Raw genomic sequence first — 16,876 nt, 5'->3', positions numbered from 1 at the left:
GCATCCATGCGGCTGACACCCCGCACTCCGACACCGCCCCACCCCTGACAATGTCCTGGAGCTGTTGGTAGGTGTCGACCTTGGTCGACACAGTAGATCCACGCCATGCGTGGATGTTCTACCGAATTCGCTTTGGTGGGTGTCGACCTTGGTCGACACACCCTCACCCCTTGAACCGCAGCCCCACGCCCGGTTCGGTGAACAGGTAGCGCGAATCCAGCGCCGAATCACCCAGCTTGTGCCGCAGCTTGCCGACCAGGATGCGCAGGTAATGGGTGTCGTGCTGGTGGGTCGGCCCCCAGATCTCCTGCAGGATCTGCGGCTGGGTCACCACGCGCCCGGCATTGCGCAGCAGCAGCGACAGCAGCGCGTATTCCTTGCGGGTCAGTGCCACCGGCTCGCCATCGAGTGCCACTTCACGGCGCACCAGGTCCACATGCAGATGGCCATCGTCGAACACCGGCGGGGTGCCGTCGCTGGGCACGCTGCGCGTGCGCAGCAGCGCCCGTACCCGCGCCATCAGCTCCTGGGTACCGAAGGGTTTGGTCACGTAGTCGTTGGCGCCGTTGTCCAGCGCCCGCACCTTCTCGGTTTCGCCGGCGCGAACGGTCAGCATGATCACCGGCACCTGGCTCCATTGCCGCAGCTGCTCCAGCACCTCGTGGCCTTCCATGTCCGGCAGGCCGATGTCCAGGATCACCAGGTCCATGTCTTCGCTGGCGGCCATCTCCAGGCCTTCCTGGCCGGTCGCGGCCTGCCGTACCTGGTAGCCCTGCGCGCGCAGGCTGATATCCAGGAACCGGCGGATCTGGGTTTCATCATCGATCACCAGCACGCGCGCGGCCGGCACGCTGGCATCAATCGGGGTCGGGCTCATCGTGGGAGGCTGGCTTGAGCAGGGGCAGGGTGATGCGGATCAGGGTACCGCGACCGTCGCGTCCGGGCAGCGCCTGCACGCTGCCGCCATGCGCGCCGATCATGCCCTGGCAGATGGTCAGGCCCAGGCCGGTGCCGTGGCGGCCGCGGTCGCCGCGCTCGACGCTGTAGAACATGTCGAAGATGCGCGCACGCTCGTCATCGGGAATGCCGGGGCCGGCATCGATCACGTCGATGCGCAGCTGGCCGTCCAGCTCGCGCGCCTGCACCTGCACGGCGGCATCGGGCGGCGAGAACTTGGCCGCGTTTTCCATCACATTGAACACGGCCTGCTCGACCAGCGCCGGGTGCACCCAGATCGGCGCCAGCGTGGAGGGAATATCCAGCTCCAGCCGTACCTTGGGCTGGTAGCGCTGCAGGCGCCGCGCCGCCGAGCCGATCAGTTCGTCCACGCCGATCCAGTCGCGGTTGATCTTCAATCCTTCGTGGCCGAGGCGGGTCATGTCCAGCAGGTTCTGGATGTAGCGGTCCAGCCGTTCGCCCTCGACCAGGATGGTGTCCAGCAGGGCACGGCGATCGGCTGTATCCATCGCCGTACCGTAGCTGGCCAGGCTGTCGGCCGAACCGATCATCGCCGCCAGCGGCGAGCGCAGATCGTGCGATACCGAAGAGAGCAGGGCCGAGCGCAATCGCTCGGTCTCGTTGCTGACGTGGGCCTGTTCCAGTTCGGCCACCAGCCGCGTGCGCAGCGCGGCCTGCGCGATGTCATCCACCATCGCTTCGGCCAGCTGCCGCTGCTCGGGCAGCAGGCGCGCCTGCGCGCCGGGCAGGTACAGGCCGGCCACGCCGATCGCGCGGTCTTCGCCATCCAGCAGCGGCAGGAACCACCATTGCGCGCCGGCCAGAGTGTCGGTGAAGCGGCCGCTGGGCTGGCCGTGGCGCAGCGCCCAGTCGGCGGCGGCCAGATCGGTATCGCCAGGCTGGCTGCGGCCACCGGTTGCGGTATCGGCGCCGATCCGCAGCCACGCCGGCACGTCCATGGCCTGTTCCAGTGCATGCCGACCCGCCTGCGCCACCTCTCCGTTGCCGGCGGCACTGGCCAGCTGGCGGCCCAACTGCTGGCGCGCACGCGCATGGCGGTTGGCGGCACGCAGCGCGATCACCTGCATGCGCAGGCGCGAGGCCAGGCGTCCGGCCACCAGCGCGGCGGCCAGGAACAGGAACACGGTGATCACGCCCTGGCGCGCGCCGATGGCGAAGGTGAAGCGTGGCGCGATGAACAGGAAGTTGTAGGCCAGGAAGCACAGGATCGCCGCCATCACCGCCACGCTGGCGCGGGTGCGCGCCGCCACCAGCACCACCGCGACGATGAACACCATCGACAGGTCGGCCATGCCCACCCAGTGTTCGGCCAGCCACGCCACCGCACAGGCCAGCGCGGTAGCGATCAGGGCTTGTGCCGGTTCATGACTGATACCGCGCATTGGCGGCAGCAGGCTCTCGCGGCGCGAGCGTGCGCGTGCCTGCGGTGTGCTGATGATGGTGATCTCGTAATGCGCGCCACGCTGGATCAGCTGCTGGGTCAGGGTGCGGTTGAACATCCGTGCCAGTGGACGTTCGCGGGTCCGGCCCAGCACCAGGGTCGACACGCCATTGTGCGCGGCGTGGTCGAGCAGGGCATCGGCGATGCTCGATCCGTGCAGCAGTTCGGCGTCGCCGCCCAGGCGCCGTGCCAGCGCGAAGGCGGCATCGATCTCACGCCGGGTCGCCTCGTCCTGGCGTCGCCCCTGCACGGTCACCACCGTCCACGGTGCGTCGCGGCGCTCGGCGATGCGCCTCGCCACGCGCACCAGGTATTCACTCTGACCGCCGCCATCAATGGCCACCAGCACGCCGCGACGCAGCGGCAGGTTGCTCTCGCCGCGTGCGGCGCGTGCTTCGCGCAGGCTGCTGTCGACGCGGTCGGCGGCCTCCTGCATCGCCAGTTCGCGCAGCGCGGTCAGGTTGGCCGGTGAGAAGAACGCCTGCAGTGCCTGTGCGGCCTGTTCGGGCACATAGACCTTGCCCTGCTGCAGGCGCGCGATCAGTTCGCGCGGCGGCAGGTCCACCAGCACGATGTCGTGCAGTCGGTCGAGCACACCGTCCGGCACGGTCTCGCTGACGCGTACGCCGGTGATGCGCATTACCACATCGTTGAGGCTTTCCAGATGCTGGATGTTGACCGTGGTCCAGACGTCAATGCCGGCGTCCAGCAGCTCCATCACGTCCTGCCAGCGGCGCTCATGGCGGCTGCCCGGCGCGTTGCGATGGGCCAGTTCATCCACCAGTACCAGCGCTGGGTGCCGCGCGAGCACGGCATCCAGGTCCATCTCCTGCAGGGTGTGGCCGTGGTAGGCCACCGCTTTCAGCGACAGCTGCGGCAGGCCCTCCAGCAGCGCCTGGGTATCGGCGCGGCCGTGGGTTTCCACCAGCCCGACCACCAGGTCAACGCCGCGGCGCAGCTGTTCCTGCGCGCGGGTCAGCATGGTGTAGGTCTTGCCCACGCCCGGCGCCGCGCCGAGGAACACGGTCAGCTTGCCGCCGGCTTCGCGTTGCAGGCCTTCGACCAGGGCATCGGCCTGGCGGGTACGCGCATCAGTCATGGGTGCCGCTGTCATGCCCGCCATTGTGCGCGCAGCCGGTGCAGGCCGGCATCACGGCGCCTTGGCCGCGTGGTCCAGCGCGAAGTTCAGCGTCACCACGTTCACCCGCGGCTGGCCGAACAGGCCCCACTGGCGGCCTTCGGTATGCGACTGCACCAGCGCTTGTACGCGTTCCACTGGCAGGCCTCGCGCACGCGCTACGCGTGCCACCTGCAGCTGCGCCGCTGCCGGCGACAGCTGCGGATCCAGGCCGCCTGCGGACTGGGTGACCAGATCCGCAGGCACCTGCGCCGGCGCGACACCTTCGCGTGCGGCTACCGCAGCCGTGCTGGCAGCCACGCGCTCGGCCAGTGCCGGGTTGCTGCGCGCCATGTTGGAACCGGCCGCGGCCATCGGGTCGTAGTTGGCGGCCGACGGGCGCGCTTGGAAGTAGCCGTCACCGGTGAACGGCTGCGACAGCCATGCCGAGCCGCGTACCTGGCCGTTGCCATCGCGCAGCAGGCTGCCCTCGGCCTGGGTCGGGTAGGCCAGGCCGGCGAAACCGGTGGCGATACCGGCGTAGACCGCGCCGGCCAGCAGCAGCGTGGCCAGGCCCAGGCCGATCGCCGGGCGCCAGCTTGCACCATCCTGCAGGCTGGCCACGCGGGCCTCGGCTTTCTGTTCGCGGGGAAGGGAAGACGAAGTGGAAACAGTACGGTTCATGCGCCGAATACCAGGACAAGAAGGAGGTCGATCGCCTTGATTGCCGCGAACGGCAGCAGCACGCCGCCGAGGCCGTACACCAGCATGTTCCGGCGCAGCAGCGCCGTTGCGGTGGCCGGGCGGAAGCGCACGCCACGCAGGGCGAGCGGAATCAGGGCGGGAATCACCAGGGCGTTGAAGATCAGCGCTGCCAGCACGGCGTTGCGCGGGCTCGACAGCTGCATCACGTTCAGTGCGGCCATGGTCGGAACGGCAGCGGCGAACAGTGCCGGCAGGATCGCGAAGTACTTGGAGACGTCGTTGGCCAGCGAGAAGGTGGTCAGCGCGCCGCGGGTGATCAGCTGCTGCTTGCCCACTTCCACTACCGCCAGCAGCTTGGCCGGGTCCGAATCCAGGTCGACCATGTTGCCGGCCTCTTTCGCCGCCTGCGTGCCGGAGTTCATCGCCAGGCCGATGTCGGCCTGGGCCAGCGCCGGGGCGTCGTTGGTACCGTCGCCGACCATCGCCACCAGGCGGCCACCGGCCTGCTCCTGGCGGATGCGCGCCAGCTTGTCTTCCGGCCGCGCTTCGGCGATGTAGTCGTCCACACCGGCCTCGGCAGCGATGGCGGCGGCGGTCAGCGGGTTGTCACCGGTGATCATCACCGTGCGGATGCCCATCGCCCGCAGCTGCGCGAACTTCTCGCGCATGCCGTGCTTGACCACGTCCGACAGCTCGATCACGCCCAGCACGTGGCGGCCCTCGGCCACCACCAGCGGGGTGGCGCCGTTGCGCGCGACCTGCTCGACACGACCGGCCAGCTCGGCCGGCACGTTGCCGCCCAGCACCTGCACGTGGGCACGGATCGCATCGGCGGCACCCTTGCGGATCTGCCGCCCATGTTCCAGGTCCACGCCGGACATGCGGGTCTGGGCAGTGAAGGCCAGGTAGTCGGCATGCTCGGGTTCGGCGGTGGCGCAGCCCTGTTCGCGCGCCAGGCGCACGATCGACTTGCCTTCCGGGGTCGGGTCGGCCAGCGAAGACAGCAGCGCCGCTTCACGCAGCTGGCTGGCATCGATACCGGCCAACGGATGGAAGTGGCTGGCCTGGCGGTCGCCGTAGGTGATGGTGCCGGTCTTGTCCAGCAGCAGCACGTCGACGTCGCCGGCCACCTCCACCGCCTTGCCCGACTTAGCCAGCACATTGGCGGCCAGCGCACGGTTCATGCCGGCGATGCCGATGGCCGGCAGCAGCCCGCCGATGGTGGTCGGGATCAGGCACACCAGCAGCGCGATCAGCAACAGCGGGTCGACCTTGACGCCCACGGAGGCGCCGATCGCAGGCAGCGTCGCCACCACCACCAGGAAGGTCAGCGTCATCGCCGCCAGCAGCAGGGTCAGCGCGATCTCGTTCGGGGTCTTCTGGCGGTTGGCACCCTCCACCAGGGCAATCATCCGGTCCAGGAAGCTGTGGCCCGGCTCGGCGGTCACCCGCACGATGATCTGGTCGGACAGCACCTTGGTGCCGCCGATCACACCGGAACGGTCGGTGCCAGCCTCGCGCAGCACCGGTGCCGATTCGCCGGTCACCGCCGCTTCGTTGATGGTGGCCAGGCCCTGCACGATCTCGCCGTCGGCCGGCACCAGCTCACCGGCACTGACGATCACATGGTCGCCCGGGCGCAGTTCGGCGGCGGGTACCTGGGTTTCGGCCGCGCCCGGCTGCGGCGCAGCCAGCCGGCGCGCCACCAGATCCTGGCGGGCACGGCGCAGCGAGGCGGCCTGGCCACGGCCGCGCGCTTCGGCCACCGCCTCGGCGAAGTTGCCGAACAACACGGTCACCAGCAGGATCGCGGTCACCGCCAGACCGAAGCCCAGCGGCGCATTGCCGGTCAGGGTGACGATGGCGGCGACGATCGTGCCGGCCATCACCACTGCCATCACCGGGCTGCGTACCAGGTGCATCGGTGACAGCTTGCGCACTGCGTCGACCAGCGCACGGCGCAGGCCGGCGCCATCGAGCAGGGCAGGGCGCGGCGCATGGGAACTACGGGTTGAACTTGCATGACTACTCATGGGGGTGTCCTTAGTGCAGTCCCAGGCTCAGGTGGTCGGCAATCGGGCCGAGTACCAGCGCCGGCATGAACTGCAGCACGGTCAGGATGACGATCACCGAGACCAGGGTCAGGGCGAAGGTCGGGGTTTCGATCTGCAGGCTGCCGGCAGACTCCGGCGCCTGGCGCTTGGCGGCCAGCTGTGCGGCCACCACCAGCGGGATGATCAGCAGTGGGAAGCGGCCCAGCAGCAGCACCAGCGAGCAGCTCAGGTTCCACCACAGCGTGGCGTCACCCAGCCCTTCGAAGCCCGAACCGTTGTTGGCATAGGCCGAGACGTATTCGTAGAAGACCTGGCTGATGCCATGGAAACCAGGGTTGGACGTGCCCGCCAGGCCGGGTACGGCCAGGGTGATTGCGGTGAACACCAGCAGGGTGATCGGCTGCAGCAGCACCAGCAGGGCCAACAGGCGGACCTGTGGCGTCTCCAGCTTGCGGCCGAACAGTTCCGGCGTGCGCCCGGTCATCAACCCGGCCAGGAACACGCCCAGCAGCAGGTACACGATGAACTGCTGCAGGCCACAACCGATGCCGCCCCAGATCGCGCTGACCAGCATGTTGACCATCGCGATGCCGCCACTGAGCGGCGCCAGCGAATCGTGCATGCCGTTGACCGAGCCGTTCGAGACCTGGGTGGTCACCGCCGCCCACAGCGCAGTGCCGTCGGCACCGAAGCGCACCTCTTTGCCTTCCATCAGCAACGGCGTGGCGGCGCTGGCGCTATGCCCTTCGCTCCACATCATCGCGCCGGTGGACAGCAGCGACATGCCCAGCATGCAACTGAACACCAGGGCGCCGAAGCGGCGCCGGCCGGTGAACGCGCCGATCATGAAGATCACCGCCATCGGCACCAGCAGGATGCCGACGATCTCCAGCGCGTTCGACAGCGGGGTCGGGTTCTCCAGCGGGAAGCTGCTGTTCGGGCCGTACCAGCCGCCACCGTTGGCACCCAGCTGCTTGGCCGCGACCATTGCCGCCACCGGGCCCAACGGCAGCTTCTGTCCGGCCATGCCGGCGCTGGCATCGATCGGCGTGGCCTGTGGCCCACCGGCCATCGTCGACGGCACGCCCTGGCTGGTCAGCACCAGTGTCCACACCAGGCACAGCGGCAACAGGAAGCGCACGCACAGGCGCACCACGTCCACGTAGTAGTTGCCCACCGCCACCTGGCGGTCATCGCCGCTACCGGTGGCGGCCGCAGCCTGCGGCGCACGCGAGAACAGCGCGCGCAGTGTCGCCACCGCCAGCGCCAGGCCCATCATCGGCGTCACCACCTGCAGGCCGGTGATGCCGGTCATCTGCGAGAGGTAGGACAGCTGCGCCTGGCCCGAATAGTGCTGCTGGTTGGTGTTGGTCAGGAACGAGATCATCGTGTGCAGCGCGGTGTCCCAGCGCATGTTCGGGATCTGATCCGGATTCAGCGGCAGCCAGGCCTGGGTCATGAACACCGCCTGGGTCAGTATCGCGACCACCACGTTGCTCAGTACGAAGGCCAGCACGTAGCCGCGCCAGGACATCGAGCGCGATGGATCGACGCCGAACACCCTGTACAGCGGCTTCTCGATCCAGTGGAACAGCACGTCGACCTTCATCGGCGTGCCCCGCATCACGCGGGCCAGGTACAGGCCCAGCGGCCACGCCAGCAGCAGGCTGGCGGCAATAATCACAAGCATCTCAGTCATGGCCGGCTCCGCTCAGAACGACTCGGGCCGCAGCACGACATAAAGAAGATAGGCGGCGGCGACCAGCACCAGCACGCCACACAACAACGACAGCCAGGGGGACATTGCAATAGCGTCCTGGTGGAACCCCTCCACCTCAGGTCGTCATCGTCGTCCTGCCGCCCATAAACGCACTACGCGCCGGACCGGGCCGACGCGTAAAGAGTGCATAAATTCCGTGGGCCAGGCCGTAACCAGGCCAGGGGTAGCGCCGGGCCATGCCCGGCGGCAGGAGCGTCGTCAGCCTGCCGGGGCAGCCGGTGCCACGCCCTTCAGCTCGCGATAGCGCTGCAGGGTGCTTTCAATTTCGGCCTTCAACGCCTGCTGCTGCTGCAGGAACCCGGCCTGCAGGCGCTGCTGCGCCTGCAGCTGCACGTGCCGCTGGCGGATCGCCTCGGCCTGCTTGTCGGCCACCTTGGCGCCGGCCAGTTCGCGATCACCGGCGGCCGACAGCAGGGCCACCAGCGACTCGCGCAGGCTGGTGACGTTGTACTCGGCCGTCTTCAGGTTGTTGTCCAGCACTTCCTGGCGCTCGGCGAACACCCGGCGCAGGTCGTCCTCGCTGCCATAGGTGGTCAGCATCGCCTGCTCGGTGCGCTGGCGGGTCTGCTCGGCCATCAGGTCCAGCTGCTGCTGCGCGGCCACCGTGCTGGCGGCGGCACGCTCTTCGTCGGTCAACGCGCGCTGGACCTGCGCATTGCGCAGGCCACTTTTCGCATTGAATTCCTCGCGGGCATGGTTGACCGCATCGGCCGGCAGCGAATCACTGCAGATCCGCTCCTTGCCCTCGTTCCAGCAGTACAGCTTCTTCTCCACCTTGTCGCCACCCCGCGACTGCGCCGGCAGCGTGAACGGCACGGCCAGCAGCAGGCCGGCAAAGAGAACAGCAGGAACTCGGGACATGACCTTTCCCCTGGTCGGTCAGCGGATCGAACGGACGCCGTACTGGGCCCGGTAGGCTTCCAGCGGCTGCCGGTAGCCCACAAGTTCCGGGTTGCCGGAGGCGAAATCAAGCAGATCGGCCAGCGATGCCACGGCGATCACCGGAATGCCGGCCTCCTCGGCCACCGACTGCGCCGCCGAACGGCGATCGGTTTCCGAAGCGATCTCCTGGCGGTCAAGCGCCACCACGATGCCGGCCGGGGTGCCACCGGCAGCGCGAATGATGCCCAGCGCTTCGCGGATCGCGGTACCGGCGGTGATCACGTCGTCGACGATCAGCACGCGCTTGCCATTCATGTCGGCGCCGATCAGCTGGCCGCCTTCGCCATGGTCCTTGGCTTCCTTGCGGTTGAACGACAGCGGCAGGTCGCGGCCACGCTGGGCCAGCTCACAGGCCATCGCGGTGGCCAGCGGGATGCCCTTGTAGGCCGGGCCGAACACCACGTCGTACTTGATTCCGGTGGCATCGATGGCATCGGCGTAGCAGGCGCCAAGCTGCGACAGCAGCGAACCGGAGTCGAAACGACCGGCGTTGAAGAAATAGGGGCTCAGCCGGCCGGACTTGAGGGTGAACTGGCCGAAGCGCAGGGCGTCGGCGGTCAGGGCCAGCTGCAGGAAACGGTGGCGGTGGTCGCTCATCAAAACTCGATTCATCTTCATTTGGAGCATAAATCCTAATCCAGCTGGGCGTTTCGCGCTCGTCCGGACCCGTGTGAAGGGCGTCGCGGCCTGGCCGGGCAGACTGCGCAGCCCCGCGGGCAACCGGTATGCTTGCCCGGTTTCCTGTCGTAGGTCCCTTGCATGCGCATCATCAGTTTCAACGCCAATGGCATCCGTTCCGCCGCGACCAAGGGCTTCCTCGACTGGTTCCGTGCCCAGGACGCCGACGTCCTGTGCATCCAGGAGACCAAGGCCCAGGAAGACCAGCTGACCGACCCGATGTTCCGTCCAGACGGGCACCACTGCTTCTATCGCGACGCCATCACCAAGAAGGGCTACAGCGGCGTGGCGATCTACAGCAAGCGCGAGCCGGACCAGGTCATCACCTCGCTGGGCTGGGCGCCGTTCGACGACGAAGGCCGCTACATCGAGGCGCGCTACGGCAACCTCAGCGTGGTCTCCTTCTACATCCCGTCCGGCAGCTCGGGCGACCTGCGCCAGGGCTTCAAGTTCGAAGTGATGGAATGGCTGCGGCCGATCCTGGAGGAGTGGGCGCGCAGCGGCCGCGACTACGTGCTGTGCGGCGACTGGAACATCGTGCGTTCGGCGCTGGACATCAAGAACTGGAAGTCCAACCAGAAGAATTCCGGCTGCCTGCCGGAGGAGCGCGACTGGCTCAACGCCCTGTGCGCCGACCACGGCCAGGCCACCGATGTCGCCGCCGGGCGTGGCTGGGCCGATGCCTACCGCCTGCTCAACCCCACCGGCGAGGATTACACCTGGTGGAGCAACCGCGGCGCCGCCCGTGCGAACAACGTCGGCTGGCGTATCGACTACCAGTTCATCACTCCGGGCCTGCGCGACAAACTGCGTAGCTGTTCGATCTACCGCGACGAGCGCTTCTCCGACCACGCCCCGTTCACCGTGGACTACGACCTGTGACCGAGGCCGCCAAGCCGCGCCGACCGTGGCAGCAGGTGTTGTCCAACCTGAGCCAGCGCAAGGTGCTGGCGATGCTGCTGCTCGGTTTCAGTTCGGGCCTGCCCATCTATCTGGTGGGCAACACGCTCGGCTTCTGGATGCGCAAGGAAGGCATCGAGCTGAGCACGATCGGTTTCCTGTCATGGGTCGGGCTGGCCTACACCATGAAGTTCCTGTGGGCGCCGATCGTCGACAAGACCGACGTGCCTCTGTTCGGTCGTTTTGGCCGCCGCCGCGGCTGGATGCTGCTGTCGCAGCTGGTCGTAGTGGTGGGCCTTGTCGGCATGGCGCTGGTCCAGCCCAAGGGCGGCCAGATCCAGTTCCTGGGCATCGCCTGGCAGCACATCGTCGTGTTCGGCGTAATGGCCGTGATCGTGGCGTTTGCTTCGGCCACCCAGGACATCGTCATCGATGCCTGGCGCATTGAAAGTGCTGACAACAGCGAGCAGCTTGGCCTGCTGACCTCATCCTCGGCATTGGGCTACCGCACTGCCTTGCTGGTCACCGATGCGCTGATCCTGATCATCGCGGCCCGTGTTGGCTGGCAGGTCTCCTACGAGATCATGGCCGTGCTGATGGCGCTTGGCGTGGTAGCCGTGGTCATGGCCCGTGAACCCGCGCGGGAAGTGGCTGCCGTGCAGGCACAGGCGACCTCCCTGTGGACGCCGCGCGGCCTGTTCGACGCCGTGGCGGGGCCGTTCATCGCCTTCGTCCGCGAGCATCGCAGCGGCGCGATCCTGATCCTGGTGGCCATCAGCGTCTATCGCATGGCCGACTTCGTCATGGGGCCGATGGCCAACCCCTTCTATGTCGATCTCGGCCTGGACGAGGACACCGTGGGCGCCGTGCGTGGCTCGGTGGGCCTGGTCGCGACCTTCGTCGGCATTGCTGCGGCGGGCCTGGTCTCGGTTCGCTGGGGGGTGCTGGCGGCGCTGATGGTGGGTGCCGTGCTGGGGCCGGCCTCCAACCTGGCATTTGCCTGGCTGGCCTATTCGGGCCCAGACACGACCCATTTTGCTGTGGCCATGGCCATCGACAACTTCGCCAGCGGTTTCGCCGGTACGGCGCTGATCGCCTATATGTCCAGCCTGACCAGCATCGGATACACCGCAACCCAGTACGCGCTGCTGAGTTCGTTCTACGCGATGCCCGGCAAGGCGCTCAAGGGGCTCTCGGGGTGGTCGGTACAGACGCTCGCACAGGGCCGGACGCTGCTGGAAGGCTACGCGCTGTTCTTCGTCGGTACCGCGCTGGTGGCGATCCCGGTGGTGATCCTCTGCGCCCTGCTGATCCTGCAGCAGCGCCGTCGCCAGGCCTCCAGCTCGACCTGATTGCCTGCCCGTCCGGTCTGCGGGATCATCGCCCCGACGCGCCGAGGGGGCGGTGCCTTGCGAACGGGGAAGCGAGCATGGCCGACGTTGTGCTGCGGGACCTGGACCCGCTGCTGCTGGAACGCATCAAACGCGTCGCGGTCGCCCGCGGCTGGACCCACGAACAGACCTGCGCCGCTTTGCTGGAGCAGGGCCTGTTCAGCAGTGAACTGGAGGTCCGCTCCGGCTTCGGTGATCCCGAAGTGGACGCGCTCTCCGACGCCATCGCCGCCCTGCAGGCCTTGCCCGCAGGGCAGGGCTTCGATTAGCGGCCGCGCCGCAATGCTGTAGAGCCGAGCCCACGCTCGGCTGCCCGGTAGATCCACGCCATGCGTGGATGACGCCACCTCACGCCAGGTGAATCGCCCCGAGGATCCGCGGCCCCTTGGCCCCGGTCACGCTCGGCAGGTTGCCGGCCAGCCCGTCCATCGTCCGCTGCGCCAGCCACGCAAAGCCCATGGCCTCCACGTACTCCGGGTCCAGCCCGTGCACTGCGCTGGATTCCACCTGCACCCCCGGCAGCCGCGCCGCCAGGCGTTTCATCAGCTGCCGGTTGCGTACGCCGCCACCACAGACCAGCAGGCGCCGGGTCTGCGGCTGCTGCGCCAGCAGCGCATCGGCCACGGTTGCCACGGTCAGCTCCAGCAGGGTGGCCTGCACATCGGCGGCAGCGTATTGGCCTTCGCCCATGTGCACCTCGGCCCAGGCCAGGTGGAACTGCTCACGGCCGGTGCTCTTCGGCGGTGGCAGCGCGAACCACGGGTCCGAGCGCCAGCCGGCCAGCAGGCCCTCGTCTACCGCGCCACTGGCAGCGTACGCACCATCGGCATCGAAGGTGCGGCCGGTGTGGCGCTGGCACCAGGCATCCATCAGCGCGTTGGCCGGGCCGGTATCGAAGCCGCGCACTGCGCCTTCGCGCGGGATCAGGGTCAGGTTGGCGATGCCGCCCAGGTTCAGCACCGCACGGTCCTCATCGGCGGCGCCCAGCATGCCCAGGTGGAAGGCCGGCATCAGCGGCGCACCATGGCCCCCGGCGGCCACGTCACGGCGGCGGAAGTCGGATACCGTGGTGATCCCGGTCAGCTCGGCGATGCGGTTGCCATCGCCCAGCTGCACGGTGAAGGCGGGGTTGGCCAGCGGGCGATGGCGCACGGTCTGGCCGTGCGAGCCGATCGCGCGGACCTGGCTGCGGTCCACGCCGGCCTCGGCCAGCAGTTGATTGGCGGCTTCGGCGAAGTTGATCGCGATCCGGGCGTCCAGCTCGCCCAGCTCCTCCAGCGAGTCCAGCGGTCCGCCTTCGCCCAGCGCCACCAGCCGCGCACGCAGCACAGGCTCCCAGCGGGCGGTCAGCCCGTGCACGAAGCGGCAGCCTCCGCCAGCGGGGAACTGCACCAGCGCGGCATCGATGCCGTCGGCGCTGGTGCCCGACATCAGGCCAAGGTACAGGGGGACGTCAGCGTCGGCAGTCGTGTTCATGGCGGGCATAAAAAAAGGACGCGGCAAGCTTGTGCTGCCGCGTCCTTCTTCGTCAACGCAGGGGTTCAGCCGCGCTTGCGGCCGGTCGCCTGCTTGTCCTTGGCGCTGGCCACCTCGGGGGCGGCCTCGTCGCGGCTGGTCGGTGCCGGGCTGGCATCGGCGTAGATCAGCTTTTCCATGCCCTGGATGCGGGCCATCGCCGGTGCGGTCTGCGCGCGGAAGGCGACCAGCTCGGCGCCCTTCAGCGGCTCCGGCGGCGGCATGGTCACGGTCAGCGGGTTGCGGTGCTCGCCGTTGACGCGGAATTCGTAGTGCAGGTGCGGGCCGGTGGCCAGGCCGGTCGAGCCGACATAGCCGATCACCGTGCCCTGGGCCACGCGCTGGCCGGTCTTGATGTTCGCAAAGCGCGACATGTGCCCGTACAGGGTGGTGTGGCCGCGGCCGTGGTCGAGGATCACCACGTTGCCGTAGCCGCGCTGCACGCCGGCGAACTGCACGCGGGCATCGCCGGCGGCCATGATCGGGGTGCCGGTGCGCGCAGCGTAGTCCACGCCCTTGTGCATGCGCATCTTGCCCAGCACCGGGTGCTTGCGCGCGCCAAAGGTCGAGCTCAAGCGTGCGAAGGGGATCGGCATGCGGATGAAGCTCTTCTTCAGCGAACGGCCGTTGATGTCGTAGTACTCGGACTTGCCGTTGCGGTCGAAGCGGAAGCCGGAATAGGTCTTGCCACCGGTGGTGAAGGTCGCCGCCAGGATCTTGCTGGTGTCCACCTTCTCGCCTTCGCGCCAGGTTTCATCCATCACCACGCTGAAGCGGTCGCCCGGCTGCAGGTCCTTCGAGAAGTCGATGTCGTACTTGAAGATGTCGTCGGTCATCGTCGCGATCGCCGACGGCGACAGCCCGGCGCGTCGGGCCGCGGCATACAGCGAACTGGTGATCTCGCCGCTGGTGACCACGGTGCGCGTGGAGGTCTCGCGCTGGGTCACCTTCTCCTTGATGTCGTCGCCGGTCAGGCTCAGTTCCACCCGGTTGTCGGCATCGCGGTCGAAACGGATGCTGCGCAGGTCACCGGACAGCGGCATGTCGAAGGCGATCTCGGCGCCCGGGCGGAGCTTGGTCAGCGCCTCGCGTGCACCGGGGTGGTCCAGCACCCGGTGCAGGGTGGTGGCCGGGATGCCCGCCTTGTCGAACAGATCGCTCAGGGTCTGGCCGCGCTCCACGCGCAGCACCTGCCAGCTGTCACCGGGCACCTGCTGCTGGCGGGCCATGGTCAGCGGCGGCAACGGCAATGCCAGGCTGGTATGGCTGTCGGCAAAGGGGGCGTCGATGGTGTGCGAGAAGCCCGGGACGATCGTTGCCACCAGGGCGCCGATGGTCGCGAACAGGCTGGCGTGCATCCAATGGCGGCGGGTCCAGCGCTCATTGAAGGCGGCGGGAAGATGTTGCCTGAGCTTCCGATGCAGGGCGTTGTCGTGCAGGACGTGGAGGCGTTCCTGGAAGCGCTGCTTGCGTGCGCGGCCTTGTTCGGAATTGTGCATCGGCGGTTTTTTCCTGGCAGCCCGGGAGCGCGGGCCTGATCGCCGGTTACCATAGACACCTGAGAAAACCGCGTCAAACCCTTGTGCCCATTGGCTTTTGTGAAGCCAATCGGGTTAACTTTGCTTTAACACCCCACACAAGAATCGGCGTTGCCGGGAGTAGTCACGTGTCCTCGATTGAAGAAGCCCTTGCCCTGATCGGCCGCGGTGCCGACGAGATCCTCAAGCTCGAGGATCTGCGTGCGCGCCTGCAGGAAGGCCGTCCGCTGCGGATCAAGGCCGGCTTCGACCCCACCGCGCCCGACCTGCACCTGGGCCATACGGTGCTGCTGAACAAGATGCGTCAGTTCCAGGACCTCGGCCACCAGGTCGTTTTCCTGATCGGCGACTTCACCGGCATGATCGGCGACCCGTCCGGCAAGAGCCTGACCCGCAAGCCGCTCAGCCGCGAGGATGTGCTGGCCAACGCCCGTACCTATGAGGAGCAGGTGTTCAAGGTGCTGGACCGCAGCCGTACCGAAGTCCGCTTCAACTCGGAGTGGTTCGGCAAGATGGGCGCGGCGGACATGATCCGCCTGGCCGGCCAGCACACCGTGGCGCGCATGCTCGAGCGCGATGACTTCGCCAAGCGCTACGCCGCCCAGCAGTCCATCGCCATCCACGAGTTCCTGTACCCGCTGGTGCAGGGCTACGACTCGGTGGCCCTGGAGGCCGACGTCGAGCTGGGCGGTACCGACCAGAAGTTCAACCTGCTGATGGGCCGTGGCCTGCAGGAACATCACGGCCAGAAGCCGCAGGTGGTGCTGACCATGCCGCTGCTGGAAGGCCTGGACGGCGTCAACAAGATGTCCAAGTCGCTGGGCAACTACATTGGCATCAGCGAACCGGCCATCGACATCGTCACCAAGACCATGAAGGTGGACGACACCCTGATGTGGCGCTGGATCGAGCTGTTGTCCTTCGACATCAGCCAGGCTGAAGCCGTGCAGCTGCGCGAGCAGGTGGCCACTGGCGGCCTGAACCCGCGCGTGGTCAAGCTGCGCCTGGCGCGTGAGCTGGCGACCCGCTTCCACGACGCTGCGGCGGCCGAGCAGGCCATTGCCGGCTGGGAAGCGGCGGTGACCGGGCAGGGCGACATCACCCAGCTGCCGCTGCAGGACGTGGCGATCCCGGCCGAAGGCCTGCGTATCGCCGCACTGCTGACCGCGGCCGGGCTGACCCCGAGTAATTCCGAAGCCAACCGCAAGCTCAAGGAGCGGGCGGTGAAAGTGGACGGCGAAGTGGTGGAAGATGGCCAGCAGGTGCTGCAGCCGGGCTTCGAAGGCCTGCTGCAGGTCGGCAAGCGCACCTTCGCCCGCGTGCGCCTGGTCGCCGCGTGAGACAAAGGAAGGGCCGGCGCCAGCCGGCCCTTCCTTATGCTCTTGTAGAGCCGAAGGCAACGGCAGGAGCCGTTGCCAACGTCGCTTGCGACGGCCCGTAGGGGGCCGGGCAGGACGCCCGGCATAGCCACGCTCGGCTGCTCTTCACGGGGTCCTCCCGCAGCGCGATGCATGAACGGATGCAACATCCGTTGAAAAAAATCGCCACACCCCCTTCACAAATGATGGGAATAGGGACATACTTCTCCTCCCCCGTCGCAGGGGTCGCCACCAAGGGGCTTCAGCGACATCAGGGCGCCCACCACCGCCGAACGAGATGATCGAACGAAGGTGTTGACGGACTGAAAAAGTCTGGCATAATGGGCGGCTCGCTACGAAGGAAACTTCGCAGCACACGGGAACGGCGCTGAGGCCACTTCCCCGGATCTTTGAAAGTATGCGCAGGTATCTTGTGAAGGCGCCTGCAGGAAGGATGATTGTCCATCTTGCAGACGTTT

14 protein-coding genes are annotated in these 16,876 nt (G+C 67.7%); 4 read left to right on the top strand and 10 right to left on the bottom strand.

All coding sequences use genetic code 11. The features are described 5' to 3' along the window. Positions 1-163 precede the first annotated feature (163 nt). From AC5QAH_RS17075 to pyrE, 8 genes are all read right to left on the bottom strand, one after another. Positions 164-877, bottom strand: coding sequence for a response regulator transcription factor (locus AC5QAH_RS17075; protein ID WP_019338804.1), 714 nt, complete (start codon positions 875-877; stop codon positions 164-166). Beyond that, positions 858-3,518 (bottom strand): ATP-binding protein, encoded by a 2,661-nt coding sequence (locus AC5QAH_RS17070; protein WP_143994445.1) that lies wholly within the window; start codon positions 3,516-3,518, stop codon positions 858-860. The genes AC5QAH_RS17075 and AC5QAH_RS17070 overlap by 20 nt, the downstream gene beginning before the upstream one ends. A 51-nt stretch (positions 3,519-3,569) precedes the next feature. Next, positions 3,570-4,220 (bottom strand): potassium-transporting ATPase subunit KdpC, encoded by a 651-nt coding sequence (gene kdpC / locus AC5QAH_RS17065; protein ID WP_049455491.1) that lies wholly within the window; start codon positions 4,218-4,220, stop codon positions 3,570-3,572. Continuing rightward, positions 4,217-6,274, bottom strand: coding sequence for a potassium-transporting ATPase subunit KdpB (gene kdpB / locus AC5QAH_RS17060; protein ID WP_495232463.1), 2,058 nt, complete (start codon positions 6,272-6,274; stop codon positions 4,217-4,219). The genes kdpC and kdpB overlap by 4 nt, the downstream gene beginning before the upstream one ends. A gap of 10 nt (positions 6,275-6,284) precedes the next feature. After that, positions 6,285-7,994: a potassium-transporting ATPase subunit KdpA gene (kdpA, locus tag AC5QAH_RS17055; RefSeq protein WP_197601604.1), complete on the bottom strand. Its 1,710-nt coding sequence runs from the start codon at positions 7,992-7,994 to the stop codon at positions 6,285-6,287. 12 nt (positions 7,995-8,006) lie between these two features. After that, positions 8,007-8,099 (bottom strand): potassium-transporting ATPase subunit F, encoded by a 93-nt coding sequence (locus AC5QAH_RS17050; RefSeq protein ID WP_005407770.1) that lies wholly within the window; start codon positions 8,097-8,099, stop codon positions 8,007-8,009. A gap of 174 nt (positions 8,100-8,273) precedes the next feature. Continuing rightward, complete coding sequence (locus AC5QAH_RS17045) at positions 8,274-8,936, bottom strand: hypothetical protein (RefSeq protein WP_049480354.1); 663 nt, start codon at positions 8,934-8,936, stop codon at positions 8,274-8,276. An 18-nt stretch (positions 8,937-8,954) separates the two neighbouring features. Continuing rightward, positions 8,955-9,614, bottom strand: coding sequence for an orotate phosphoribosyltransferase (gene pyrE / locus AC5QAH_RS17040; RefSeq protein WP_010486876.1), 660 nt, complete (start codon positions 9,612-9,614; stop codon positions 8,955-8,957). Between the two features lie 162 nt (positions 9,615-9,776). Here pyrE and AC5QAH_RS17035 point away from each other — a divergent pair, with 162 nt between their 5' ends. The 3 genes from AC5QAH_RS17035 (at position 9,777) to AC5QAH_RS17025 (ending at position 12,255) form a co-directional block, all read left to right on the top strand. After that, positions 9,777-10,577, top strand: a complete 801-nt coding sequence (locus AC5QAH_RS17035; RefSeq protein ID WP_005420469.1) for an exodeoxyribonuclease III — start codon at positions 9,777-9,779, stop codon at positions 10,575-10,577. Next, entirely contained in the window at positions 10,574-11,947 is a 1,374-nt protein-coding gene (locus tag AC5QAH_RS17030) for a muropeptide MFS transporter (protein ID WP_049455489.1), read from the top strand. Before AC5QAH_RS17035 ends, AC5QAH_RS17030 begins: the two co-directional genes overlap by 4 nt. Positions 11,948-12,024: 77 nt before the next feature. After that, entirely contained in the window at positions 12,025-12,255 is a 231-nt protein-coding gene (locus tag AC5QAH_RS17025; protein WP_005407775.1) for a hypothetical protein, read from the top strand. A 79-nt stretch (positions 12,256-12,334) separates the two neighbouring features. Here AC5QAH_RS17025 and AC5QAH_RS17020 read toward each other — a convergent pair whose 3' ends face one another. Further along, positions 12,335-13,462, bottom strand: a complete 1,128-nt coding sequence (locus tag AC5QAH_RS17020; RefSeq protein ID WP_100051429.1) for an anhydro-N-acetylmuramic acid kinase — start codon at positions 13,460-13,462, stop codon at positions 12,335-12,337. A 65-nt stretch (positions 13,463-13,527) separates the two neighbouring features. Further along, positions 13,528-15,000, bottom strand: a complete 1,473-nt coding sequence (locus tag AC5QAH_RS17015; protein WP_010486866.1) for a M23 family metallopeptidase — start codon at positions 14,998-15,000, stop codon at positions 13,528-13,530. A gap of 167 nt (positions 15,001-15,167) precedes the next feature. Here AC5QAH_RS17015 and tyrS point away from each other — a divergent pair, with 167 nt between their 5' ends. Next, a complete protein-coding gene (gene tyrS, locus AC5QAH_RS17010) occupies positions 15,168-16,379 on the top strand; it encodes a tyrosine--tRNA ligase (protein WP_010486864.1) in 1,212 nt (403 codons plus the stop codon). Positions 16,380-16,876: the final 497 nt, after the last annotated feature.

The organism is Stenotrophomonas sp. YJH_SMC_43 (genome assembly GCF_059372535.1).
Note: the sequence above shows the minus strand (reverse complement) of the source record. Positions and strands in the feature narration are given on the sequence as shown.

What these genes read in the sequence shown, in the direction of transcription:
- kdpB (WP_495232463.1), bottom strand. Translation starts at nt 6,274, where the DNA reads ATGAGTAGTCATGCAAGTTCAACCCGTAGTTCCCATGCGCCGCGCCCT.
- pyrE (WP_010486876.1), bottom strand. Translation starts at nt 9,614, where the DNA reads ATGAGCGACCACCGCCACCGTTTCCTGCAGCTGGCCCTGACCGCCGAC.
- AC5QAH_RS17045 (WP_049480354.1), bottom strand. Translation starts at nt 8,936, where the DNA reads ATGTCCCGAGTTCCTGCTGTTCTCTTTGCCGGCCTGCTGCTGGCCGTG.
- kdpA (WP_197601604.1), bottom strand. Translation starts at nt 7,994, where the DNA reads ATGACTGAGATGCTTGTGATTATTGCCGCCAGCCTGCTGCTGGCGTGG.
- AC5QAH_RS17020 (WP_100051429.1), bottom strand. Translation starts at nt 13,462, where the DNA reads ATGAACACGACTGCCGACGCTGACGTCCCCCTGTACCTTGGCCTGATG.
- AC5QAH_RS17015 (WP_010486866.1), bottom strand. Translation starts at nt 15,000, where the DNA reads ATGCACAATTCCGAACAAGGCCGCGCACGCAAGCAGCGCTTCCAGGAA.
- AC5QAH_RS17075 (WP_019338804.1), bottom strand. Translation starts at nt 877, where the DNA reads ATGAGCCCGACCCCGATTGATGCCAGCGTGCCGGCCGCGCGCGTGCTG.
- AC5QAH_RS17025 (WP_005407775.1), top strand. Translation starts at nt 12,025, where the DNA reads ATGGCCGACGTTGTGCTGCGGGACCTGGACCCGCTGCTGCTGGAACGC.
- AC5QAH_RS17035 (WP_005420469.1), top strand. Translation starts at nt 9,777, where the DNA reads ATGCGCATCATCAGTTTCAACGCCAATGGCATCCGTTCCGCCGCGACC.
- kdpC (WP_049455491.1), bottom strand. Translation starts at nt 4,220, where the DNA reads ATGAACCGTACTGTTTCCACTTCGTCTTCCCTTCCCCGCGAACAGAAA.
- AC5QAH_RS17050 (WP_005407770.1), bottom strand. Translation starts at nt 8,099, where the DNA reads ATGTCCCCCTGGCTGTCGTTGTTGTGTGGCGTGCTGGTGCTGGTCGCC.
- AC5QAH_RS17070 (WP_143994445.1), bottom strand. Translation starts at nt 3,518, where the DNA reads ATGACTGATGCGCGTACCCGCCAGGCCGATGCCCTGGTCGAAGGCCTG.